The sequence below is a fragment of the Microcystis wesenbergii NRERC-220 genome (assembly GCF_032027425.1).
GTDB classification, from domain to species: domain Bacteria; phylum Cyanobacteriota; class Cyanobacteriia; order Cyanobacteriales; family Microcystaceae; genus Microcystis; species Microcystis wesenbergii_A.
The window spans coordinates 16465-40663 of record NZ_JAVSJA010000001.1; the positions used below are offsets into that span (position 1 = coordinate 16465).

The following is a 24199-nucleotide window of genomic DNA, read 5'->3' on the forward strand; positions in this document are numbered from 1 at the left end:
TCAGTATTCTCCGAGTCAGGAGTCAGGAGTTTCCCACTTCCCCACTTCCCCACTTCCCCACTTCCCCACTTCCCCACTTCCCCACACCCCACTTAAAAACATCTATGCTTAATCTCGTCTCCCTTCCAGAAATTCCCGCCGCTGCTTGGAAACGTCCTCTGGGCAAAGGTTGGGAAAAACCCTACAGCGTCCGTTACGCCAGCAATTTAGATGATGGTCCTTGGCATGGGATGCCTCTGGGGGGATTTGGGGCCGGTTGCATCGGACGTTCCCCCAAAGGTGACTTTAATCTCTGGCATCTGGACGGCGGTGAACACAGTTTTAATAGCCTTCCTGCCTGTCAATTTAGCATTTTTGAACAAACAGAAGACGGAAGCGCCCAAGCCTACGCTATGGCGACGGAAAGCCCGACGGATGGAACTTTATCGCGCTGGTCGTGGTATCCAGCCGAAAAGGGAACATATTCTGCCCTTTATCCCCGCAGTTGGTACGAGTACAAAGATGTTTTTCAGACTCAATTAATTTGCGAACAATTCTCACCGGTTTGGGCGCATAATTATCAAGAAAGTAGTTATCCTATAGCCCTATTTGAATGGACGGCTCATAATCCCACCGATAAACCGATTACTATTAGTATTATGCTGACTTGGCAAAATACAATCGGTTGGTTTACTAACGCGATTAAATCCCCAGTGGTTAAGGTGAGAGATGATGGTAGTCCCGTCTATGAATATCAATCAAAATGGGGGGAAAGTCAGGGTAATTATAATCAATGGATTGTCGATAATTTCCGCGTTGGCTGTCTAATGCGTCGGGATTACGAAAACCCTGGGGAAGGGGATGGACAGATGGCGATTGCCAGTATTACTAATCCGAGTCTAGAGGTATTCTATCTGGGTAAATGGAACCCTGCGGGCGATGGGGGCGAAGTTTGGGACTATTTCGCCATGAATGGCTCTTTACCGGATATTGAGGACGAAACCCCCGCCGAAAAAGGGGAACAAACGGCCACGGCCATGGCGATTCGTTTTACTATTCGTCCGGGGAAAACTCGCAAAATTCCTTTTATTTTAGCTTGGGATTTACCCGTCACGGAATTTGCCCAAGGAATTAACTATTATCGTCGTTATACGGACTTTTTCGGTCGCAATGGTCAAAATGCTTGGGCGATGGTACGCACGGCTTTAAAACACGGCGATACATGGCGAGAAAATATTATTAACTGGCAAAAACCGATCCTAGAACGCAGCGATCTGGCCGATTGGTTTAAAATGGCTTTATTTAACGAATTATACCTCCTAACTGACGGCGGTACTCTCTGGACGGCCGCCACGGAACGGGATCCCATCGGTCAATTTGGGGTCTTAGAATGTATTGATTATCGTTGGTATGAAAGTCTTGATGTGCGTCTCTATGGTTCCTTTGGGTTATTGATGTTATGGCCGCGCTTAGAAAAGGCCGTGATGGAAGCTTTTGCGAGGGCAATTCCCAGCAGTGACGATACTCCTCGGATTATTGGATATAACCAAGCTAGTGCCATTCGTAAGGCTAAAAATGCCACTCCCCACGATTTAGGCGCGCCCAATGAACACCCTTGGCAAAAGAGCAATTACACCAGTTATCAAGATTGTAATCTCTGGAAAGATTTAGGCAGTGATTTTGTTTTATTAGTCTATCGGGATTATTTATTAACGGGGGCTAAAGATGAGGATTTTCTGCGGGAATGTTGGCCATCAATTGTCCTGACTTTGCAATATTTAAAAACTTTTGACCTTGATAAGGATGGGATTCCCGAAAATTCCGGCGCGCCAGACCAAACCTTTGATGATTGGCGTTTACAGGGAATTAGTGCCTATTGCGGTGGTTTGTGGATAGCGGCGCTAGAAGCAACGATTAAAATTGGGGCAATTCTTGGGGAAGATACGGCAATTTTTGCCTGTTGGTTACAGCAATCTCGCGCTATTTATCATCAGACTCTCTGGAATGGAGAATATTATAATTTAGATAGTGGCAGTGGTTCCGATGTGGTGATGACTGACCAATTATGCGGTCAATTTTATGCTCGTTTATTGGCTTTACCGGATGTGGTAGAAAATCAATACACGCAATCAGCTTTAAGTAAGATTTATCAGGCTTGTTTTCTCAAGTTTCATGGGGGAAAATTTGGGGCGGCAAATGGGTTAAAACCCGATGGTACTCCCGAAAATCCCGAAGCAACTCATCCCTTGGAAGTTTGGGTAGGAATTAATTTTGGGTTGGTGGCTTTTTTACTGCAAATGGGAATGGAAAAGCAAGGATGGCAAATTACGGAGGCGGTGGTGCGACAAATTTATGAAAATGGCTTACAATTTCGCACCCCGGAAGCAATAACATCGGTGGGAACTTTTCGCGCCTGTCATTATTTGCGCGCCATGGCTATCTGGGCCATCTATGGGGTTTTGACGGAATTTCAGGGCTAAGTTTTCTTTTGGACTAACACTAGGTCGCCTTTTGTCAGTGCTAATGTACTAAATTTTCAATATACACAATTCTGGCTTTAAGTCAATAGCCTTTACAAAACTTCAAAAATTGCTTCACAAAAAAAAGTCATCCCTAGGGGCTTTTTTTGGGGAATGGTATTAATACAGTCCCCTGATTGTCTTGGTTTTGCGTTGATTTGAGACTTAAGGGTTAAACTAAGCCCACAGAATACCACGATTATACCAGATTAAGAAATATAGGCAATCCCGATTTACAGCCAAATTTTGGCAAATTCTGGGAAAATTAAAATCTTGTAACTTCCTTGTTACATTTAACTAATTAGCTAAAATATTTAAATCTTTTAATTTTTTATTCTCAAATTATAATTTTTACTTATTTTTATCCCTTCTCTCCACTTGCCACTCTCCACTCTTCCATACCTTTTAAACAGGATTTAGTATCATTAGGATAACGACTATAGAAATTATGAGACTAGAAAGAGAAGATTTTGATTGGGCGGTACAACAAAACCTAATTACTGCCAGCCAAGCTGAAAATTTATGGACAGCTTTTTTATCCCGTTATCCCCAAGAAGATGAAGTTAATCGCCCTCGCTTTAATTTCGCTAATGTGGCCTATTATTTTGGGGCATTAATTGTTATCTCCGCCCTGGGATGGTTTATGAACAAAGCTTGGGAGAGTTTCGGCGGTGCAGGCCTATTTTTTATCGCCCTATTTTATGCAATTTGTTTCATTTTTACGGGGAAAAATCTCTATTTTCAGCAAAATCTCAAAATACCAGGCGGCCTTTTATTTACCATGGCAGTAGCCATGACTCCCTTAGCAATCTACGGTTTACAACGCTGGACAGGATACTGGCAAGCGGTCGATCCGGGCATCTATCGAGATTTCCATACATGGATTAAAGGCAGTTGGTTTTTAATGGAATTAGGCACGATTATCGCAGGATTAATAACTTTGAGATTTGTTAAATTTCCTTTTTTAACTGCACCGATCGCCTTTAGTTTATGGTATATGTCAATGGACTTAACCCCTTTACTATTTGGAGAGAACGAATATACATGGAAAGTACGACTGTGGGTATCCTTTTGGTTTGGAATTGCCTGTTTAATAACTGCCTATTTAATTGATGTACGTCAGCGTCGCAGTCGGGGAGATTTTGCTTTTTGGCTATACCTATTCGGATTAATTATGTTTTGGTTTAGTCTATCTCTCCTAATCGATGATAATGAAGCGCAACGATTTTTGTACTGTCTAATTAACTTGGGATTGATGTTATTATCCGTCCTGCTAAAAAGAAGATTATTTGTGGTTTTCGGAGGGATCGGAGTATTTGGCTATCTTTCCTATCTCTCCTATCGTCTCTTTGCCGATTCAATTTTCTTTCCCTTTGCCCTAACCGTCCTAGGACTTGGTATTATCTATATGGGAGTTTTATATCAGCGTCATTACCCACCCCTCGCTAGATTTATTGAAAGTTATATTCCTCTCGAATGGCGCAATTTATTACCCAAAGATCGATAATTAGGGTAAATGGTTTTTCAGTGATCAGCAAACAGTAATCACTAATCAGCTTCTGAAGACAAGAGGCAAGAGGCAAAAGGGTGCATCTTACATTTGCAGAAATATCGACAATCAGCAATTATCAGTGACTCTTAAATTAGTACAAAAATATGAACAATCGCGTGTAAGCATCTCACAGTTAAGCTAATGCGCGGGGGGTTTGGGGGCGGCACTTCGACACATTTCGACACATTTCGACAAGCTCAATGTAAAGGCTCAATGTAAAGGCTCAGTGACCGCGCCACGCCCCCAACGGGGGGTTTGGGGGGTTCTACCCCCCAAAGGCTTGGATTGAGTGATAAAATCGGAAGTAATTACCAATTTTAGAAGATAGTTTACCTTTAAAAATCCCAACTCAGCAGATTTACAAAAATGAGATGCACCCAGGCAAAAGAAAGAATCTGGCAATTCTCCTACCTAAAAAGAAGGTTAGCAACTAAGTACATCAAAGCTTTTAGCTTAACCAATTAGGTTTTAGATTCGTCCCTTGTGAACTGAAAACTCACATCTGATCACTGATCACTGATAACTGATAATCTTCCTTCTATGCGAATACTTTTGGTGGATGATGAAAAAGAATTAACCGAACCCTTAGAACAAATTCTTGCTCAAGAAGGCTATGAAGTTGATATTGCTGATAATGGTCGGACGGGGTTAGAATTGGCACGAGAGAATAATTATGACCTCTTAATTCTCGATTGGATGTTACCCCAGCAATCTGGATTACAAATCTGTCAACATTTACGCAATCAAGGGGACACCACTCCCGTTTTATTTCTAACCGCTAAGGATACCATAGACGATCGAGTGGCGGGATTAGATGCCGGTGCTGATGATTATTTAGTCAAACCCTTTCAACTGCGAGAATTATTAGCGAGAGTCCGTGCTTTATTGCGTCGTTCTCCCAATTTTGAAGCTAGTAATAGCAGTAAACTAAAATCTGCTGATTTAGAACTCGATAGCGAAAATCAAGTGGCCTATCGTCACGGTCGCACGATCAGTTTATCAGCAAAAGAAATACAATTATTAACTTTATTTATGACCCATCCGGGGCAACTTCTCACCCATGAACAAATTTATCAGCATCTCTGGTCAGAAGGAGAGCAACCTAATAGTAATGTAGTTCCTGCCCTGATGCGCTTGCTGCGTCGTAAAATCGAAGCACCTGGAGAAACACCTCTAATTAATACTGTCTATGGGAAGGGCTACCGTTTCGGGGAAAATTAGGGAATGCTGAAGGATAATGAGAATACCAACTGATTACCGATTACTGATTACTGATATATGTTATCCTGCCTACAAATTGAAAATTTTACCCTCATCGATCGCTTAGAATTAACTTTCGGCAGCGGATTAAATGTACTGACCGGTGAGACGGGGGCAGGAAAATCGATTATATTAGATGCGATCGATATTGTTCTCGGTGGTAAAGTCAATCATCGCGTCATCCGTCAGGGAAGCCAACAATCAACCCTAGAAGCGACTTTTTCTCTGACTCCAGAATTAATTGCTTGGCTAGAAAGTCAGGAAATTGACCCATTAGAAGATAATAGTCTAACAATCAGCCGGGAATTAGTGATTACTAATAATTCCTTGCGTTCTCGTTCTCGGATTAACGGAGTCGTCGCTAATCGCCAACAAATGGCGCAAATAAGAGATTTTTTGGTAGAAATCACCGCCCAAGGTCAAACAGTTCAGTTAATGGACGCTAATCGACAGAGGGAATTATTAGATCTCTACGGGGGTGAATCGCTGCTGCGGCAGCGGGAAAAAGTAGCCACAGCCTACGCTAACTGGCAAGAAAGCAAGAATAATTTAAATAATAGGTTGCAATCGGAACAAAATCGCCTACAAAGATTAGATTTACTAGAATATCAACTAAAAGAACTAGAATCAGCTAATTTAACCGCCGCTGACGAGTTGGAACAGTTGGAACAGGAAAGAAACCGACTCTCCCACGCTGTCGATTTGCAAAATTGCAGCTATCAAGTCTATCAACTCCTCTACCAAAACGATCGCGATCAACCGGCCGTCGCCGATTTGTTAGGAAAAGCTGAAAATATCTTGACAAATATGATGGTTTATGATACGAGTTTAGAGCCAATTTTAGAGATGGTGCGATCGGCATTAAATCAGGTGGTAGAAGCGGGACAGGAAATCAACGTTTATGGGGATAGTCTAGAGGCAGATCCCGAGAGATTGAACGAGATAGAAGAGAGAATTATCCAACTTAAGCGCATTTGTCGCAAGTATGGCCCAAGTTTAGCCGAAGCACTCGATTATTATCAGAAATTACAGCAGGAATTAGCGGAGTTGACGGGAGAAGGACAATCGATTGAGGAATTAGAAAAAATTTGTCAGCAACAGGAAAAAATCTATCGAGAAACTAGCACCCAGTTGACCTTTTTGCGACAACAAACCGCTAGTCAACTAGAAAAACAATTGGTACAGGAATTAAAACCTTTAGCCATGGAAAAGGTGATTTTTGTCTGTCGGATTGACCCGGGTAATCCTAGCAGTCTGGGAGTCGATCAAGTGGTATTTTATTTTAGTCCCAATCCCGGGGAAAAAATCCAACCTTTATCCAGTACCGCTTCCGGAGGAGAAATGAGTCGTTTTCTCCTAGCGTTAAAGTCCTGTTTTTCCCAATCCCAATCGGCAGCGGCAACCCTAATTTTTGACGAAATTGACGCGGGGGTATCGGGAAAAGTTGCCCAAGCAATTGCCGATAAATTAGATCAATTAGGTCAACAATATCAAGTTTTGTGCGTTACTCATCAACCCTTAGTGGCTGCTTTAGCTGATCACCATTTTCGAGTTTATAAACAAATGATTGCCGAAGATAATCCCACTAATCTCTCGGAAATTCGCACGGTTGTCCGGGTTACTTCTCTCGATAATCGTCAGACGAGAAGGGAAGAATTGGCACAATTAACGGGAGGAAATTCGGCAGCGGATGCCCTCGCTTTTGCCGAGTCTTTATTGGAGAAAGCGGCTGCCAAAAAACAGCAGGATTTAACCTTGAAATTGGCTGATTAACCAACGTCCCACCTGACTTTGATCTCTGGTGCGCGCCTGTTGTAAAGCTGACTCTAAAACCGAGAGTTTTAAATTAGGTAAAACCAGAAACGTTGAATCCTGTAATAAAACTTTACATTGACAAGCATAATACCCCTATAACATCAAATTTTAAATTGAATAGACAATCCTCCGGAACCAGTGTACATAGCTAATATGTTGACACATGAAACTCTGTAAATAGCGCAGTTTGTCTAATAAGCTTTTCCCAAATCCTTCTTCAATATCTATTAGCTGTAGAATCAGATAAGCGATAATGCAACTATAGATATGTAGGCGGATTCCGTTCTCGTTTTTAGTGATTAGATTATCCAACTTTAGATGCATTTTTAAAAATTTCCACAGCAGTTCTATTTGCCATCTTTGGATGTAAATTTCGGCAACTTCTTCATTACTAACTGCTCCTTCTCCTTCTAGAGGTAAATCTGTCGCCAGCCGAAATTCTGTTTGACTTTCTAGGTCGCAAAAAGCGACTACTCTTACTTCTATTTGTCTTTTATCTTTTCCGAGTTTACACTTGCCATTTTCGAGCATCTCTAGGCTAATATTATTTTTCACTCTCAAGACAAAATGCTTGTCACTACTCTCTAATAATTCGGTGATTCTTTGATTAGACGCAAATCCTCTATCCATTGCTCCAACTCCATTTACAGGAATTGCTTCTATCGTTTTTCCTCCTTCTTTTGAGTCATGACCTTGACCAAAATGGATGAGTATTCCGACCACCTCTGTTGTGATACTATTAAGACCAGAGAATAGTTTTACTTGATGCCATCCCTGGGACCATAGTAATTTACTGGTTAAGCTAATTATTGTTGAGTCAATAGGAAATAAAGCTCGCGCATTCTCTATTCCTTTTTTGGCAACTAAACGCTTATTTAATTCGACAATGACTTTCTCAAATGGACTTGTTTCTCTAATTTTGCTTGCCTTAGAAAATGTGGATAAATTTACATTAATTCCTTGAAGTACCATTCTACTGCATAAGTCCCTCATACTGACGATGCTTTTATCTAAAGCAAAACCAATCCAACAGGACAAAAATGTAAAAGTATCTAAAGCGGGGTAGTCATTTTTAGGCAGTGGTTTGAGAAGCTCTTTTATGAGTTTTGAAAAATTCGTCATCAGGGCAAACTCCCTATTGTGAGGGGAATAAGTTGTCTAGATTCTATCTATAATAGCATTTTTTTTCTGACTTTTCTCAACGTTCAACACTTCTGAGGTAAAACCTTTGATATATCAATCCTTTTGCTACCTCGATCGATTATTTCAAAGGCGAATATTTGAGGATCATCTACCTTAACACTCCAATATTCACTAACTCCTAATTCTTCATAAAGTAAGCGTTTATTGCCTAGGTCATCATTGAGGGTAGATTTTGAGATTTCAATGACTAAATCTGGTGGGGGATACTGATTTAAATCAATAATCGAAGTACCGTAGGGAATCAGATTAGCTTCGTCTGCAAAATAATAAGATATATCCGGTTGGACTTCTCGATAACCAGACCGGCGAAAACTGCAATTATCTTTGGCATTAAAGGCCAGATTTTTTAGGGTGGCATAGAGACTAACAGCGAAGATCAAAATAGCATGATCGCTGGCATGATCGTTACCAATAGGAGTCATTTCTAATCGATAATAGCCATTGTAATAATAACTTTTTCCTTGATTTTCTGGGAAGTTGTTAATTGCTGCTAAGTATTCTTCCCAAGTGCCTTTAATCCATGAATCAGTTATCCCCCTAGTTTCTAACTGTTGCATAGTTATCCGATCCCCCTTTGAACTTTTTCTGTAATTATAGCAATTATTGATCAAATCAGAACCAGGGAACTGAGCCAGTATAATGATAGAATAGATTAATCGAGGAAAAATTAGCCCAATTATGACCACAACTTATGATTATATAATTATCGGTGGTGGTATCACCGGTTCCGCCTTAAGTTATGAACTAGCCAATCTAGGCAGTCGAGTCCTCTTATTAGAAAAAGAAACCCATCCCCTCAACGCCACTTTCTACAGTTACGGGGGTTTAGCCTATTGGTCGGCCACCACAGAAATCGAGAGAAAATTATATCAAGAAGGTCGAGAAATTCAGCGCAATTTATCCCAGGAATTGGGCATAGATAACGAATACCGGGACCTAGAGCTAATTCTCACCGTGAACCCCGAAGATGATCCAGCCACTGTGGCCGAAAAATTTGCTATCTTTGCTATTACTCCCGAAATTCTCGATCCGCAAGAAGCGATCGCTTTAGAACCTCTATTAAATCCCGCTGCTATCTCCGGAGTTTTACGACTACCCCACGGTCACATTAACGCCGAAAAAACTAATCTTGCCTATCAACAAGCTTTTCTACGTCTGGGAGGCACGATTATTCGGGAAGCCGTCATCGAATTAATTGAAACTGCATCGAGAATTACCGGCGTAAAAACTCCTAAAAATAATTATTCTGCCGGGGAAACTATCGTCTGTGCGGGGGGATTAACTCGGTCTTTACTGCAAAAATCTGGTATTACTGCTTCCGTCTATTTTACCCATGCCCAGGTGATCAAAATTCCCCCCAGCGAGATAAAATTAAACACCCTAGTTATGCCTGCAATTCCTGCCAGATTGCTATTAGAGCAAAAAATCACCCAACTAGAAAATCAAGGCATTTGGCAGAGAGAAACCCCAGAAATAATTGCCAGTGTTTTAGAAACGGGGGCGGTACAATTCCGGGATCAAAGCCTTTATCTAGGGCAAATTAGCGCCATTATCACCGATCCAGGTGCGATTTTAAACCCTGTGGCGGGAGAAAAAGCAATACGCGCCGCCGTAGGGACATTACTGCCCGCCTTGGCCTCTCTCCCCGGCAGCTGTCATCATTGCCTAGTGGCCTTTGCCCCCTCGGGACGGCCCCTAGTGGGAGCGATCGCCGATAAACTGGGATTGCAGGTATTTTCTGGCTTTACCAGTACGCTTGTATCGGCTCCGCCCCTGGCCCGACGTTTTGCGCGTCATCTGCTGGGGGAAAATGACGAAATAATTACTAATTTACAAAAGTCAAGAGAGAAATTAACTGATGGTTGCAATTAATCCTAATCGACTTTTTCCAACTGCCAAAGAATTTGGTTTCCCTCCCGTCTGACCCGGGAGATTACCCAATTTCGCCACGGCCAATGGTCGCCTCGACTGGTAACGGCCCCTGGATTAATATCCATTAAATCCGCCACTTCGGCGCTGGTAATCAAATAACCGCGATTGGCCACTTCATCGGCAATGCGTAGGGTTTCGATCAGATGTCTTAGCTGGTCAACTCTTTCTCCCTGGGGTAATTGGATTTCATCGCCAGCGCTATTAGGTGGTTCATTCATGGTGATGGTCTGGTCAAAGTTGATTAACAATAAAAATTGTCGGTTAAGGCAAACAAGCAAGCTTCCCCTATCGTTATTCTATCGATTTCATCAATAATAGTCCTCATCAAAACAGTCCTAAGCTGTTCGTAATTTAAATTGCTTGTTGAGACGAGGCAAGAGGCAAGAGGCAAAAGGCAACAGTAAAGGGATTGGGGGCGGTTCGGCTAATCTAAGAGTAAGCGGTTTAAATGCGTCTTAGCTTATCTTCTCGAATCTTACCGTCACATCTTTACTAAAACCCCAAAAACCCCTTGACAAAAAACACAGAATATAGTATGTAAATCAGGGAAAGTGGTTAGCGGTTACTGATAACTGATCACTGATAACTGATAACTGAAAATAACTGCTATAAAATTGGACTAGCCTTTTTCCCCAGAAAAAAATTCCCCATCCATGACCTTAATCCTCTACAACACCCTCAGTCGTCGCGAAGAACCCTTTACCCCCCTCATCCCCGGCATTGTCTCCATGTATTGCTGCGGCATTACCGTCTATGATTATTGCCATTTGGGTCATGCGCGTACCTGTGTGGTTTGGGATGTGGTGCGGCGTTATTTGGAGTATCTCGGCTATAAAGTGCGCTATATTCAGAATTTTACCGATATTGACGATAAAATTCTCAATCGGGCTAAAAATGAACATACCACCATGGCAGCCGTGGCCGAGAGATTTATCCAGGCCTACTTTGAGGATATGGCAAAATTAGGAGTCAGACCGGCGGACGCTTATCCCCGGGCCACTCATACCCTCGACGGTATCAAGCGCCTAGTCTATGAATTAGAACAAAAAGGCTATGCTTACCCCAGCGATGGCGATGTTTACTACTCCGTCCGTCGTTTTTCTGATTATGGCAAACTATCGGGGCGAAAACTCGATGATTTGCAAGCCGGGGCCAGCGGCCGGGTAGAAACCGACGACCCGGAAGCAATTAAAAAACAAGACCCCTTTGATTTTGCCCTCTGGAAGGGGGCAAAATCGGGGGAACCTAGTTGGGATTCTCCCTGGGGCCAAGGTCGTCCGGGGTGGCATATTGAATGTTCGGCCATGGTTAAAGAACAATTGGGAGAAACTATCGATATTCATGTGGGGGGAAGTGATCTGATTTTTCCCCACCACGAAAACGAAATTGCCCAAAGTGAAGCCGCTACGGGTAAACCTCTGGCCCACTATTGGTTACATAATGGCATGGTTAAGGTGGCTGGGGAAAAAATGTCGAAATCCCTCGGTAATTTCATCACTATTCGCGAGTTATTGGCAAAATATGACCCCTTAGCCGTGAGATTATTAATTTTAGGCGCCCAATACCGCAAACCGATTGATTTTTCCGATGAGGGATTGCAGGCGGCCACTAATGGCTGGCATACTTTACAAGAGGGTTTATCCTTTGGTTATAAGCATCTTCCGCCCGATAATCCCGGAATTACTGACCAAGAGCTAGAAAATCGCTTTCAAGAGGCGGTAAATCACGATTTTAACTTTGCCGGTGGTTTAGCGGTGTTATTTGAAATCGCTAAGGAATTACGCAAGGAGGGTAATAATTTAACCCATGCGGGTAAGACAGACAGCAATCTCGCCCAATTAGCGGTAAAATGGCATACTTTGGTGAAATTGTCTAGGGTTTTGGGCTTAGAAATGGCCGCTGACCAGGGAGAAACCCCTGTTTCTGAGGGAATTAGTGCAGCGGAAATCGAAAATCTGATCCAACAACGGACAGAGGCGAAAAAAGCGAAAAATTACGCCGAAAGCGATCGCATTCGCGCAGAATTAAAAGCCCAAGGCATTACTTTAATCGACCAACCCGGGGGAGTGACTAAATGGTTAAGAGAGGGAGACTAGAAATTCTTTGACCACTTCCTCCACTTTGCGATCGCGTCCATCCACCTGATAGTTTAATTTCTGCATAGCTGTGGAGGTAATTTTGCCGGTGAGTTTGTCTAAAACCTGTCGCAATTGCGGATATTTTCGCAAACTATCCCGGTTAAAAATCGGTACCGCTTCGTAGGGAGGAAAATAGCGTTGATCATCTTCTAGGATGACTAAATCTAGCACGGGAATTAAGCCATCGGTGGAATTTCCCGCCACTAAATCCACCTGTTTTTCGGCTAAAGCGCGGTACATTAACCCTAAATCCATCACTTTCGGGGGTCGGGCAAAAGTTAGGCCGTAGGTCTTGGCTAATCCCTTATAACCGTCTTCCCTTTCCAAGAATTCATAACCAAAACCCGCTTGCCAATTGGGAGTATATTTAGCCGCTTGCGAGAGAGTTTTAAGATTGTATTGACTGGCGGTTTCTACCCGGATAACAATGGCGAAAGTATTCTCGAATCCTAAACTGGGAAAGACTTCTAGATTAAATTTTTCTGGATAAATCTCTTGCAGCTTTTCAAAGACTAATCGGGCATCGTTAAGGGGTTTTTCTTGCAAAATTCCCGTGAAAGCCGTGCCAGAATACTCCACATAACCGTCGATTTTACCCGCTTTCACCGCTTCATGACAGATCAGAGTACCACCGAGATTAAATTGACGATCAACCCGTAAATTCGTCTCTTTTTCGATCTCCTGTGCCAAAATTTCCCCTAAAATCACCTGTTCAGTAAAATTTTTGGAACCGATCACCACTGTGCCGGGGGATGAATGGAAAATTTGAGTCAAGAGGAAAGATAGCAGGGCCAACCCGATTAAACCTAAGCCCCATTGCCATTTAGAGGGCTTTTTCGGACGTTGCGAAGGGGAAAAGGTCTTTTCTAGCCGACCGAGACTCCAATCGGCAACAAGGGCTAAAAAAGCGGCAGGAATTGCCCCCGCCAAAATTAACTGATTGTTGACCGTGGCAATACCGCGAAAAATAAACACTCCCAAACCACCGCCACCGATAGCGGCTGCGATCGTGGCCACACCGATAGCAATCACCGTCGCAATTCTCACTCCTGCCAAAATTGTCGCCCTAGCCAGGGGTAATTCGATATAGCGCAGGATTTGACCGTCGGTCATGCCTAGGGATAACCCGGCTAATTTTAATTCGGGATCAACTTTTTTGATGCCCAGATAGGTATTTAAAACAATTGGCAGTAAAGTATAGAGAGTTAGGGCAACAATAGCGGGAATTTTGCCGATTCCTCCCAAAAAAGGCACGGAAATTAAAAAACCAAATAGGGCTAAACTGGGGATAGTCTGTAGGGTGTTAACGATCGCTATAATTGGTTGAGCGAGAATAGCTTGACGACTAATCAAAATACCTAGAGGAATCCCGATTAAGCTACCCATAGCCATGGCTATTCCCGTCAAGAAAAGATGCTCTCCAGTGCGAAAAGCGATTTCCCCCGCATAATCTAGCCAAAAACTATCCATAAACTTCTCTTAAAGCTGCTGCTTCATCCTATTGTGTAGAATAAATGGGATCTATTAGTTCCAGTCTTGATTTAAAGATTCTATCATCATCTTGACATTATTTCCTCCCTAAAGACAAATGACTAACAAATTTAATCCTCGGGCTAAAACTGTGGCCGATTGGGCCTATATCGGTATTGATAAACATTTTCATAAAGTTCTTAAACATGAAGCTGGGGTTTTACTCGATCAGGATACGGAAGAATTACATCAAATTCGTGTGGGAATGCGTCGTCTTCGCAGTACCTTAACCGGTTTTGCCCCCGCTTTAACCATGCCGAAATATGCCGATCAAAAACGGGTGGGTAATCTGGGCAGAATTTTAGGAGAATTGCGGGATTTAGATGTGTTAAAAGAGGCTTTTATCGGTCATTATCAGCCAATTTTACCACCGAAAGAACAGGATTTACTGAAGAAAGTTTTACAAGTTCTCGAACACCGAAGGGAGAAGGCTTTTACTAAGGTAGAAAAACTCTTAAAGTCCGATAAATTTCTCAATTTTAAGGCAGATTTTGCCAGTTGGTTGGATAATCCCACCTATCAACCGATAGGAAAATTAGATATTGCCACGGTTTTACCAGACTTATTATTACCGCAAGCGAGTCGCTTTTTACTGCATGAAGGTTGGTTAGTTGGGGTAAATTTAGAGGAAGATCAAAAAGTAAGAGAGTTTTCTAGTCAAGAAATTGATGACTTATTGGAAAAGGAAGGATTATTACTGCACGATCTCCGTAAAGAAGCCAAGCGTTCTCGCTATAATATGGAGTTATTTACTCAGTTTTATGGCGACAAATATCAAGAGTACCTAGAAGATATTAAAAACCTTCAAGGTATTCTCGGAGAAATGCAGGATTGTTGTGTTCTCTCGGATTTTCTTAGCCAAATTTTCCCCAATTGTCTCGCCAAGGAAATGCCCACATTACTCGAAATTTTCCAAAATATCCGTCACCAAAAATGGCAAGAATGGCAACCACTACAAAAGAAATTCCTTGACGCTGACACCAGAAAAAGTCTGCACGAGACAATTTTACAGCCTATTTTTCGACCAAATAGTGTAAAATTGGAAACTAATCCAGAATTCTGAGATTAGGAACCGATGAATTTTTTTCAAAAGTTAAACCACGCCATTAGTCAAAACCAGACTCTACTTGTCCTCGGTTTAGATGCTAACCCCGAAATGATGCCCCCCACCCCGGGAGAATTAATCGTTAATTTAGAACAGTGGCTCAAGTTTATTATCGATGAAACTGCCCCTTTTGTCTGTGCCTACAAACCAACTTTAGGCTTTTATCAAGCTTTGGGAGCGGCAGGGTTAGAATTATTACAGCGAATTTTAACGGCAATTCCCCCTCATATCCCGGTAATTTTGGATGCTAAACACGGCGATATTAATACTAGCAGTATTTTAGCTGAGACTATCTTTAAAACTTGGCAGGTGGACGCGGTTACTCTCAATCCCTACTCCGGACAGGATCACGTTGCTCCTTTTTTAGTTTACCCCGAGCATGGCGCTTTTATCCTTTGTCATACTTCCAATCAAGGCGCGATTAATCTGCAAGAATTCCCCAGTCGCGACAATCCTTTTTATCTGCAAGTTGTCAAAGAAGCTTGCACCTGGGGAACTCCCGAACAGGTGTTTTTAGAAGTGGGAACCACTCAACCGGAGATTTTGAAAAAGATTCGCAATTTTGCCCCCGAAAGATTGATTTTATTACGCAGTATTTGGGAAGACAAAAGTAAATTCTCCGAGTTAATTACTGTGGGTTTAAATAGTCATGGCGAGGGTTTATTAATTCCTGTACCCCAAGACTTTTTATCTCAACCCGATTTGGGGGCAAAAGTCAAGGATTTACGCGAGGAAGTCAACAAAATTAAACAAAATCAAAGGCAAGAATCGAGCCAAGATGATACTTGGACTGCTAACGTTTGTCTTTTAAAACAACATCCTCATCAGGATTTAATTCTACAATTATTTGATATTGGTTGCTTGCTGTTTGGCGATTATGTGCAAGCATCCGGAGAAACTTTTTCCTATTATATTGATCTGAGAAAAATTATCTCTAATCCTAATATTTTTCAGCAGGTAATTGAAGCCTATGGAGAAATATTAAAAACCTTGACATTTGACCGCATTGCCGGTATCCCCTACGGTTCTTTACCCACAGCTACGGGTTTATCTTTATTATTAAATCATCCGATGATTTTCCCCCGCAAAGAAGTAAAAGCCCACGGCACAAGAAGAGTAATTGAAGGTAATTTTCAAGTGGGGGAAACTGTGGTAGTGGTGGACGATATTTTAATTTCAGGCAAAAGTGCGATCGAGGGGGCAGCCAAGATTAAATCGGCGGGATTATTAGTTAATGATATCGTGGTTTTTATCGACCATGGTGGCCCTGTTAAAGATAAACTTCGTAGCCATGGTTATCAACCTTATTCGGTTTTAACCCTGGCAGAAATTACCGATACTCTCTACGAAGCGGGAAGGCTGACAGAAGCACAATATAGCTGTTTTTTAAATCGATCCCATTGATATTTAGGGTTTGCGGCAAAAAGTTTTTCTTGGGGGCAGGGTGTGGGGTGTGGGGTGTGGGGTGTGGGGTTTTATCGATTTTCAGCTGGTCAACTACCTAATTTTCAGGGAAAAAGTACCTGAATTTTCCCCCCGATCCCCGCAATGGCTGGCACTTTTTGAGGGGAAAAAAGTCCAAAAGTCTTATCCAACAAGGTTTTTAGATTTATTCAGCAGACCCTAAGTAGCAGCCTTATGCTGTCTTTTCACTGTTTACTGATTACTGATTACTGATCCCTGAAAATTGTTAAGAAGCTTGACTGCGTAACACCTTTAGGGGATTCAGGAGCTTGCTTTCTTCTTTTTCCTCAAAAATAGTTAAATCTTTCGGTTTACAACGTTTTATATGCAATTTAATTCCCTGCGCTCCTTCTGTTTTCAAATCTTCTTCGTAACCGGCTTGAGCGACTTCAGCCTCGTCTTTAGCGAGAAAAGGACCGAAATAATAAGTACATCTGGGATAGTCGGTTTTAATCTCGACCCAGTAGGCTAATCCGAACATTTCCAGTAAGCTAATCAAAAATTCTTTCATCTCGTTCCCCATCTAAATCTACTCTGGTGGTTTTGTTACGTTTGTTTACATTTCGCAAACTTCCCTCCTATTTTATTTATACTTTCTCCTTTTGGCTATTGGGAGTGTCGAAAAATACAGATTTTCAGTCGGGGGAATTTTGCCAGCGTTGACGGTAAACTTCATAAAGAGCCATAGCCGCCGCCACCGAAGCATTGAGACTGGGGGTTTTGCCTGCCAAGGGGATAGATACCAACTCATCGCAGGACTTTTGGGTTAGCAGACTCAAACCCTCTCCCTCCGAACCTACCACCAATCCTATCGCACCCGTTAAATTAATTGTGTGTAAGGATTTACCAGTTTTTGCCGCCGTGCCGTAGAGCCAAAAACCGGCCGCTTTTAATTCCTCTAAAGCACGATTGAGATTGACCACCCTGGCCACAGGTAAATATTCCAGGGCCCCCGCCGCCACTTTCATCACCGTCGATGTCACCCCGGCGGCGCGACGTTGGGGAATAACTACCCCCTGACAACCCATAGCTTCGGCAGTGCGAATGATTGCCCCAAGGTTATGGGGATCCGTAATACCTTCAGCGATGACGATGACGGGGTGGCGACTTCTGCCCTTAGCTTTTTCGATCAGATCGGCTAATTCGATATAATCATAGGGGGACATCTGGGCGGCAATCCCCTGATGATTGGCCTTACTGGTAATCTGATCGAGACGCAGATCATCCACCTCATCAATTACCGTGCCGTTGGCTTTGGCTTTTTCTAAGAGGGTATGATAACGGGGATCGTAACGGAGTCGATTGACTACCCAAATCCGATTAAGTTGGCGCTCCTCCTCCATGGCCGTTAAAACCACCCGGCGACCGTAGAGCAGATCATCAGCTTCTTGGTTTTCTGGAGTTACTGCCGGGGATTTAGCCAGAATTGGCCCGGTTTTGGGCCGCGAGGGCCGGCGAAAATTACTATTATCGGACTTGCTACGAAATGGTCGATCGCTCATGATTGGATGGATTAATAAAAGGGGGGTCGGGAATAATACCTGAGGGCTATAATTCTAGTTTTTCTAATAGTTGATGTAATCTTGAGGGGTCTTGTAGATAAAGATAGCCGAACAGGGTTTCTAAACTGCTGGCCTGCTGATAGACTTGGGCTGTCAGACGACGGCGTTTTCCCGTGACCGCGTTGCGTCCCCGGCGCAGAATTTCTTTTTCTTGGTCTGTCAGATAGGGCTGCAGTTGTGCTAAATCTAAAGCCTGTTGTTCGGCCCTGACTTTGCCCACCACCTGAGCGTGATAGTCCCCGAGACGCTGGGGCGGCAGTAAATAATAGGTGCGGATGTATAATTCATAAACAGCATCCCCCAGATAGGCCAGGGAAGCGGGCGATAATCGGTCAAGACTCTCTAGGATTGGTGAACCCTCGCCATTGACCTGTAAGCGAATTTTTTCGAGAGGAGATTCCACGATTTACGCTTTTTCTAGATATTCGATCGCCGCTTCTAGGGTGGGTTGCAGGGAAAAAAACTTCTCCAATCGCACCAGTTTTACGGTTTGAGTTACCCGGGGATTGGTAACAATTTGTAAACTGCCTCCTTCGGTTTTGGCCTTTTTCACCAATTTTACCAAAGCCCCTAAACCGGAGCTATCGATAAAATCAATCTGAGCCAGGCTAATAATCACATCCTTAGGACCTTCCTCCACATAGCCTTCGATCACCTTACAAAAAGTCGGTTCGGAAAAGGCATCTAAAAGACCCGTCAAACGGAAAATTTGGTACTTATCTCTGACCTCACGCGTGCCTCGCAAGCTGACGGTCAAGTTAATTGCTTCTGGAATAATCCCCTCCTAGCTCTAGAGCCGTAAAAATCAAAACCCTAGTATATCCTAAAAATTTACGACCGATCCTTTTTTGCTTCCCGCATTAAATCAACAAATTTGCCAAACAGATAATCGGCATCGTGGGGGCCAGGACTGGCTTCGGGGTGGTATTGTACCGAGAAAAAGGGCAGAGACTTGTGTTTTAAACCCGCTACGGTGCGATCATTGAGGTTGAGATGGGTAATCTCCACTTCCGGGTTTAAAGAGGCTTCCTGCACGGCAAAACCGTGATTCTGACTGGTAATTTCCACCTGTTGCTGGAGTCCACAGGGTTGATTTAACCCGCGATGACCAAATTTCAGTTTAAAGGTTTCTGCTCCTAGGGATAGCCCTAAAATTTGATGACCCATACAGATGCCAAAAGTGGGTTTTTCCCCTTGTAAAAGTTCCTTGGCTAGGGCAATACCTTCGGTGACAGCCGCCGGATCTCCCGGTCCGTTAGAAAAGAAAATACCATCGGGATTATATTCGGCGATTTTTTCCGGGGGAGTGTCAGCGGGAACCACAATCACCCGACAACCGTAGCTGGCTAAACGTCGGAGAATATTGCGTTTGATGCCAAAATCGATCGCCACCACCGTTAACGGTTCTTGATCACTATCAATTGGCGCAAATTCCCAGGCGGACGGGGTGGGAGTCGTCCATTCGTACACTTCCTTGGTGGTAACTTCTTTAACGAGATTTAACCCCGCCATACTGGGGGCCGCCTGCACCAGCCGCAGTAAATCATGATAATCGAGTATTTCCGTAGAAATTGCCCCATTCATCGCCCCAACCGAGCGAATTTTGCGGGTCAGAGACCGGGTATCGATGCCATAGATGCCAATAACATGATGAGCGGCCAGATAATCCGGTAGGGATTGGCTAGAACGCCAATTACTGGGCCGGTGGCAGATATTTTTGGCGATCGCTCCTTTCACCTGGGGACGAATTGACTCCTCATCCTCGGGGTTAACCCCCGTATTTCCCAATTCCGGATAGGTAAAAGTGACGATTTGACCGGCATAACTGGGATCGGTGAGGACTTCCTGATAACCGGTCATCCCCGTGTTAAAGACAACTTCGCCGACGGTGGTTCCCTTGGACCCGAAGGAATAACCCTCGTAAACCGTACCATCGGCTAGAACTAATAAGGCTTTTTGACTAGCAGCACTGGATATCATTGTCAATTTTTTAATCTTGAGTAGTGGTGAGAAACAGAAGTCAAGGATAGACTAGAACAGGGACTAGAAAACGAATTGCTTAGTTTTAATTGGCTAGAGCGTTTTATGATTAAGAGTACGTCCGCTCAAAGACAACAGCTTCCCCTGACTAGCCATCGGCAAAATCCTATCGCTTAAAAAATAACTATATAAGTAATATGAGTCCAAGAAAACTGACTGATGCCACGAAAAAAGAAATTCTTAAGCTTTATCGGGAAACGGAGGCCACCACTTCCACGTTAGCCGAGCGTTATGGCGTGAGTAGTTCTACGGTCAGTCGTTTTCTCAAAAATTCTTTTTCTGGCGAGGAATACGAGCAATTAATCCAGAAAAAACGCTTGGCCCGTAGTCCTCGTGGCCTCGAGGAGGAGGAAGCAGCAGCGGATTTACCAGAAAAAGCGATCGAGGTGATTAGTTTTCGGGCAGCGCGCATCGCAGCTAAGGATGAGCAGGATTTTGAGCAACCGATCGCTTCTGTGGAACAATTAAGCCTGTTAATGGATACCTCTTACCCGCCGGAAGGAGATAATTCGGAATATATAGAAATTAATGGCGATAAACCACTAGAAGACGCTAATTTAACCGAGTTTTTCGTCGAAGCTATCGAGGAAGAGGAGGAGGAAGATGATCTGGACGAGGATTGGGATGAAGAGGAGGATAAAGATGAAGAGGAGGATGAGGAGGAGGAGGAGGAACTAGCGGGGAGCTATTTAGGCCCGACTATCGTTAAAACAGCCCAATTACAGATATTACCCCTATCGGCGGCGGCTTTTCCCAAAACCTGTTACTTGGTGATTGATCGCGCTGCCGAATTAATCACCCGTCCCCTCAAGGATTTTGCCGAATTGGGTAAGGTTCCCCCTCAGGAAATCCAGCAGCGCACTCTCCCCATCTTTGAAAGTCATCGCATCGCTCGTCGTTTCTCCAAGCGCAAGGAAAAAGTGATTAAAGTTCCCGACGGTCGCCTGATCGAAAAAGCTCACGCTCAACTGGAAGCTAAAGGGATCACCCGTCTGCTCATGGATGGTCGTATCTACGCTTTAGAGTAGGGAATTAGGGGATTAGCAGGGGTTGGGAAGTGGGGAAATGGGAATTATGAATTATGAATTATGAATTGGGGAAGTAGGGAAGTGGGGTGTGGGGTGTGGGGTGTGGGGTGTGGGGAGATGGGGAGCAGGGAGATGGGGAGCAGGGAGAATAAATAAAAATAATCCTCCTGACTGGAAAGAGGGTGTAGGGTGTGGGGTGTGGGGTGTAGGGTGTAGGGTGTGGGAAGAACAAATAAAAATAATCTCCTGACTCCTGACTCCTGACTCCTGAATACTGACTCCTAACCCCACCAACAAACTTTTTGCCGCAAACCCTAAATATAATCGAGTTTGAACAATAGATAAGTTTTTTAACAAGAGTAGTTTCAGATACTAATTAGCCGATGGACTGGGGTAGAATTGGGAAAACCAGTCAAACTGTTTTAGCCAAGCTATTTAACTATGATTAAAATTAACTTGCTGTTCGGGTTATCTTCTCTTAAAAAATCGATAAAAAACTTTACATAAACTCAAAATAGAGGCTCGTAAATTTCTCATCTAAAAGCTGAGTTAGTTATCGGACAGAGTTTTTAGGTGCTTTTGTTGATTACTTCTTAACCACCATCTTAAAGTAGAAGAAGGGAGATGAAAGTTAATCAGTTACTAAGACTCTACGAACAAGGAGAGCGGGATTTTTTAGCCATTGACTTGATGAGTCTAGATCTACAACAAGTAACTCTGATTGCTGTCAATTTTGCGGCGGCCAATTTGCGCGGAACTAATTTGAGTCGCTCTTTTCTGACTAAATCAAATCTGCGGGGAGCGAGTTTGAATTGGGCGAATTTAACCTATGCCAAATTAAGTCAAGCGCAATTAGTGGAAGCGGACTTAACCAAAGCCAATCTGACCGGGGCCTTTATGGTACAGGCAAACCTGCGTAACTCGCGATTAAGTGGGGCGGATCTTTCCCATGCTAATCTCCGGGGGGCGAATTTATGCGGGGCGAATTTATGCGGGGCGAATTTATACTTAGTTAATCTCTTGGAGGCAAACCTAGATAAAGTCAATCTCAATTGGGCTAATTTGCAGGAAGCGCGGTTAAGTGGGGCTAAATGTCGTCAGATTTCCGCAAGGGAAGCCAATTTTAGCGGCTCTTTTGTTAAAGAGGTGGACTTTCAGGGGGCTAATTTAGAAAGGGCTAATTTTAGCGAGGCACGTCTGACGGGTGGTGATTTACGCGGGGCTAATCTAGCGGGTGCTAATCTAGCGGGAGCGCGTTTACAAGAGGTAAATCTACAGGGAGCGGACTTGAGAGGTGCTAACTTGACGGGGACTTGTTTTGAGAGTGTCACCGGTTGGACAGAAACCGCCCAAGAAGATGATATTTTTCCCCTAGACTGGTTTCAGCCCCGTTTTGCCACTTAAAAGTTAATATATCGGCCGAAAGCCCTTCCTTTTCCTATCAATTAACGATTAGCTGGACTGGTTAATCTTTGGTTAGGAATAGGAATTTGGGGAGCATTATTCGGCTCATCCTCGAAGGGTAAAGGAGGGGGAGGAGGAGGAGTGGTAGCGGTGGGAGATGGTGCTGGAGATGGACTGGGATTAACGGCAGCGGGGGGACTTTTCGGGGTGACGACAGGTGCGGGAGAGCTAAAACCGAGGATATCTTTGCCAAAGGGAAAAACATTCGTCCAGCGTTGAATATTAGGGTTGCCAAACCAATCTTGACGGGACACCTTTACCGCCAGGAGAGGTGCGATCGCTCCTGATTTTTCGGCCGTTATTAATAAATCAATTTTATTAAGACCCTGTTGTTGATTAAAACGACTGATGATAGTTTTCTCGGCTAATTGCGATGCTCTAGTCAATAATCCTTCGTAGGATTCTCCCTGTTTAACTCTGATGGGAAGATTAACAGTGGATTGAGCTAAAACCACATCAACGGCGATAATTCCCGTCAGCAGCGTTAAAACACTAATAGACTTGTACATAGGACAGATGGTTAAACAGACACTCCTTGGCCAGGGTCGGGAGCTTCCCTGTTAGGGTTCCCCGATCGCCTTCTTAAATTACCACGATCGATCTCTGGCAACAATTAAAATTTTCCAGTAGCCAAATCGTCCTTGGCTCCTAGCAATAGAATTCCGCCCACGCTAACCTGAGAGTACAGCGTGGGGTTTCTCGACTATTCACCCTAATTTCGGTAAACCCATACTATAGTTCTGTACTCTGGCGTTGAGATTATAGCTAATTTCGCCTTTTTGCAGGAGAGAACGGATAAAATGTTCTAGATCTGAACCGATGCGACGGAGATTATATTCGCTCAGTTCTTCCCCATTGTAGGATTCCACCAATTCATCGAACTTACTATAAACCTTATTGAGAGCCACTTCTTCCCAATTAAATTCATTATCGGGATCCACATCAAGAGTCAAGACATTGTTGCTCTCGATTAATTGATTATTTTTTACTTCAGCCGTATAAATGCGAATATGACGGGTCGTGGATTTTAACAGCATGGAATCTTCAAGGTAAGTTAGACGCTATGTCTAAGATTTTGCCATGATTTGCGGAATTGGGGAATTGGGAAGTTTTTTTTCAGTGATCAGTAAACAGTAAACAGTAATCAGTGAAAAGACAACACTGTTACTGTCACCCATATACTGCTCCCTTAACACCCCCACTGATAACTGGTAACTGATCACTGATCACTGAGATGGCTGTCTCCCGAACACTGTTTACGGATCGACCAGAAACGTGATACTATGATAGGTTGCAGTGTTTAAGCAGATATCACGAGTACTATGGCCTTAACCCAGACCAAAAAACAAGAACTAATCAGCCAATATCAGGCCCACGAAACCGATACAGGATCATCGGAGTTACAGGTAGCTTTCTTAACCGAGAGAATCAACCAACTGACCGAACACCTGAAAGCTAACCCGAAAGACCATGCTTCCCGCCGGGGATTACTCCAGATGATTGGTCGTCGTCGGGGACTGTTAACCTACATTCAGAAGAAAGATCAACAACGTTATCAAACCCTGATTGGTCGTCTCGGAATTCGCCGTTAAGCATACCCCCTTTGCA

Annotated in this window: 22 protein-coding genes and 2 pseudogenes; 12 read left to right on the top strand and 12 right to left on the bottom strand. The window is 43.5% G+C overall.

Annotation, left to right across the window (positions count from 1 at the left end):
• Positions 1-104: 104 nt before the first annotated feature.
• The 4 genes from RAM70_RS00095 to recN all read left to right on the top strand — a co-directional run bounded on the left by RAM70_RS00095 (position 105) and on the right by recN (position 7083).
• Entirely contained in the window at positions 105-2459 is a 2355-nt protein-coding gene (locus tag RAM70_RS00095) for a GH116 family glycosyl hydrolase (protein ID WP_312671925.1), read from the top strand.
• Between the two features lie 487 nt (positions 2460-2946).
• A complete protein-coding gene (locus RAM70_RS00100) occupies positions 2947-4005 on the top strand; it encodes a DUF2157 domain-containing protein (protein WP_312671926.1) in 1059 nt (352 codons plus the stop codon).
• A 585-nt stretch (positions 4006-4590) separates the two neighbouring features.
• Complete coding sequence (gene rppA, locus RAM70_RS00105) at positions 4591-5271, top strand: two-component system response regulator RppA (protein ID WP_045360394.1); 681 nt, start codon at positions 4591-4593, stop codon at positions 5269-5271.
• Between the two features lie 57 nt (positions 5272-5328).
• Positions 5329-7083, top strand: coding sequence for a DNA repair protein RecN (gene recN, locus RAM70_RS00110; protein ID WP_045360393.1), 1755 nt, complete (start codon positions 5329-5331; stop codon positions 7081-7083).
• Here recN and RAM70_RS00115 read toward each other — a convergent pair.
• From RAM70_RS00115 to RAM70_RS00125, 3 genes and pseudogenes are all read right to left on the bottom strand, one after another.
• Positions 7060-7167: pseudogene (locus RAM70_RS00115) on the bottom strand (Uma2 family endonuclease); the annotation flags it as partial. The gene recN and the pseudogene RAM70_RS00115 sit on opposite strands and share 24 nt — an antisense overlap.
• Positions 7168-7233: 66 nt before the next feature.
• Entirely contained in the window at positions 7234-8250 is a 1017-nt protein-coding gene (locus RAM70_RS00120; protein ID WP_312675755.1) for an IS4 family transposase, read from the bottom strand.
• Between the two features lie 92 nt (positions 8251-8342).
• A pseudogene (locus RAM70_RS00125) lies at positions 8343-8885 on the bottom strand (Uma2 family endonuclease); the annotation flags it as partial.
• Positions 8886-9006: 121 nt separating this feature from the next.
• Here RAM70_RS00125 and RAM70_RS00130 point away from each other — a divergent pair.
• On the top strand, positions 9007-10200 hold the full coding sequence (locus RAM70_RS00130) for an NAD(P)/FAD-dependent oxidoreductase (RefSeq protein WP_045360389.1): 1194 nt from the start codon (positions 9007-9009) through the stop codon (positions 10198-10200).
• A gap of 2 nt (positions 10201-10202) precedes the next feature.
• On the opposite strand, the gene RAM70_RS00135 is transcribed toward RAM70_RS00130, so the two are convergent.
• Entirely contained in the window at positions 10203-10478 is a 276-nt protein-coding gene (locus RAM70_RS00135) for a hypothetical protein (protein WP_190381505.1), read from the bottom strand.
• A 435-nt stretch (positions 10479-10913) separates the two neighbouring features.
• Between RAM70_RS00135 and cysS the strand changes: the two genes are divergently transcribed.
• A complete protein-coding gene (gene cysS / locus RAM70_RS00140) occupies positions 10914-12356 on the top strand; it encodes a cysteine--tRNA ligase (RefSeq protein WP_312671927.1) in 1443 nt (480 codons plus the stop codon).
• On the opposite strand, the gene RAM70_RS00145 is transcribed toward cysS, so the two are convergent.
• Positions 12339-13868, bottom strand: a complete 1530-nt coding sequence (locus tag RAM70_RS00145) for a glycine betaine ABC transporter substrate-binding protein (RefSeq protein WP_312671928.1) — start codon at positions 13866-13868, stop codon at positions 12339-12341. The genes cysS and RAM70_RS00145 overlap by 18 nt on opposite strands.
• A 118-nt stretch (positions 13869-13986) precedes the next feature.
• Between RAM70_RS00145 and RAM70_RS00150 the strand changes: the two genes are divergently transcribed.
• Genes RAM70_RS00150 through RAM70_RS00160 form a run of 3 tightly spaced genes read left to right on the top strand, consistent with a single transcriptional unit; the run spans position 13987 to position 16660 of the window.
• Entirely contained in the window at positions 13987-14991 is a 1005-nt protein-coding gene (locus tag RAM70_RS00150; protein ID WP_312671929.1) for a CHAD domain-containing protein, read from the top strand.
• Positions 14992-15003: 12 nt separating this feature from the next.
• Complete coding sequence (locus RAM70_RS00155; protein WP_312671930.1) at positions 15004-16437, top strand: bifunctional orotidine-5'-phosphate decarboxylase/orotate phosphoribosyltransferase; 1434 nt, start codon at positions 15004-15006, stop codon at positions 16435-16437.
• A gap of 40 nt (positions 16438-16477) precedes the next feature.
• On the top strand, positions 16478-16660 hold the full coding sequence (locus RAM70_RS00160) for a hypothetical protein (RefSeq protein ID WP_170915505.1): 183 nt from the start codon (positions 16478-16480) through the stop codon (positions 16658-16660).
• A 63-nt stretch (positions 16661-16723) separates the two neighbouring features.
• Here the strand turns inward: RAM70_RS00160 and RAM70_RS00165 are convergent, their stop codons facing one another.
• The 5 genes from RAM70_RS00165 to carA all read right to left on the bottom strand — a co-directional run bounded on the left by RAM70_RS00165 (position 16724) and on the right by carA (position 20039).
• Complete coding sequence (locus RAM70_RS00165; RefSeq protein WP_045360379.1) at positions 16724-17020, bottom strand: DUF1816 domain-containing protein; 297 nt, start codon at positions 17018-17020, stop codon at positions 16724-16726.
• 112 nt (positions 17021-17132) lie between these two features.
• Positions 17133-17999: a 23S rRNA (guanosine(2251)-2'-O)-methyltransferase RlmB gene (rlmB, locus tag RAM70_RS00170; RefSeq protein WP_045360377.1), complete on the bottom strand. Its 867-nt coding sequence runs from the start codon at positions 17997-17999 to the stop codon at positions 17133-17135.
• Between the two features lie 46 nt (positions 18000-18045).
• Positions 18046-18462: a Mini-ribonuclease 3 gene (locus RAM70_RS00175; RefSeq protein ID WP_190381598.1), complete on the bottom strand. Its 417-nt coding sequence runs from the start codon at positions 18460-18462 to the stop codon at positions 18046-18048.
• A gap of 3 nt (positions 18463-18465) precedes the next feature.
• Positions 18466-18816 carry an STAS domain-containing protein gene (locus RAM70_RS00180; protein ID WP_045360375.1) on the bottom strand — a complete coding sequence of 117 codons (351 nt, stop codon included), beginning with the start codon at positions 18814-18816 and terminating at the stop codon, positions 18466-18468.
• 74 nt (positions 18817-18890) lie between these two features.
• Positions 18891-20039: a glutamine-hydrolyzing carbamoyl-phosphate synthase small subunit gene (gene carA / locus RAM70_RS00185; RefSeq protein WP_045360373.1), complete on the bottom strand. Its 1149-nt coding sequence runs from the start codon at positions 20037-20039 to the stop codon at positions 18891-18893.
• Positions 20040-20236: 197 nt separating this feature from the next.
• Here carA and RAM70_RS00190 point away from each other — a divergent pair, with 197 nt between their 5' ends.
• Both RAM70_RS00190 and RAM70_RS00195 read left to right on the top strand, forming a co-directional pair.
• On the top strand, positions 20237-21127 hold the full coding sequence (locus RAM70_RS00190; protein ID WP_045360370.1) for a helix-turn-helix domain-containing protein: 891 nt from the start codon (positions 20237-20239) through the stop codon (positions 21125-21127).
• 624 nt (positions 21128-21751) lie between these two features.
• On the top strand, positions 21752-22531 hold the full coding sequence (locus tag RAM70_RS00195; protein WP_045360368.1) for a pentapeptide repeat-containing protein: 780 nt from the start codon (positions 21752-21754) through the stop codon (positions 22529-22531).
• 41 nt (positions 22532-22572) lie between these two features.
• Here the strand turns inward: RAM70_RS00195 and RAM70_RS00200 are convergent, their stop codons facing one another.
• Together RAM70_RS00200 and RAM70_RS00205 are read right to left on the bottom strand one after the other, a co-directional pair.
• On the bottom strand, positions 22573-23100 hold the full coding sequence (locus RAM70_RS00200) for a hypothetical protein (protein WP_045360367.1): 528 nt from the start codon (positions 23098-23100) through the stop codon (positions 22573-22575).
• Between the two features lie 198 nt (positions 23101-23298).
• A complete protein-coding gene (locus RAM70_RS00205; RefSeq protein WP_002738864.1) occupies positions 23299-23628 on the bottom strand; it encodes an NAD(P)H-quinone oxidoreductase subunit M in 330 nt (109 codons plus the stop codon).
• Positions 23629-23913: 285 nt separating this feature from the next.
• On the opposite strand from RAM70_RS00205, the gene rpsO reads away from it, so the two are divergent.
• Positions 23914-24183: a 30S ribosomal protein S15 gene (gene rpsO, locus RAM70_RS00210; RefSeq protein WP_002738807.1), complete on the top strand. Its 270-nt coding sequence runs from the start codon at positions 23914-23916 to the stop codon at positions 24181-24183.
• The last annotated feature ends 16 nt before the right edge of the window (positions 24184-24199 follow it).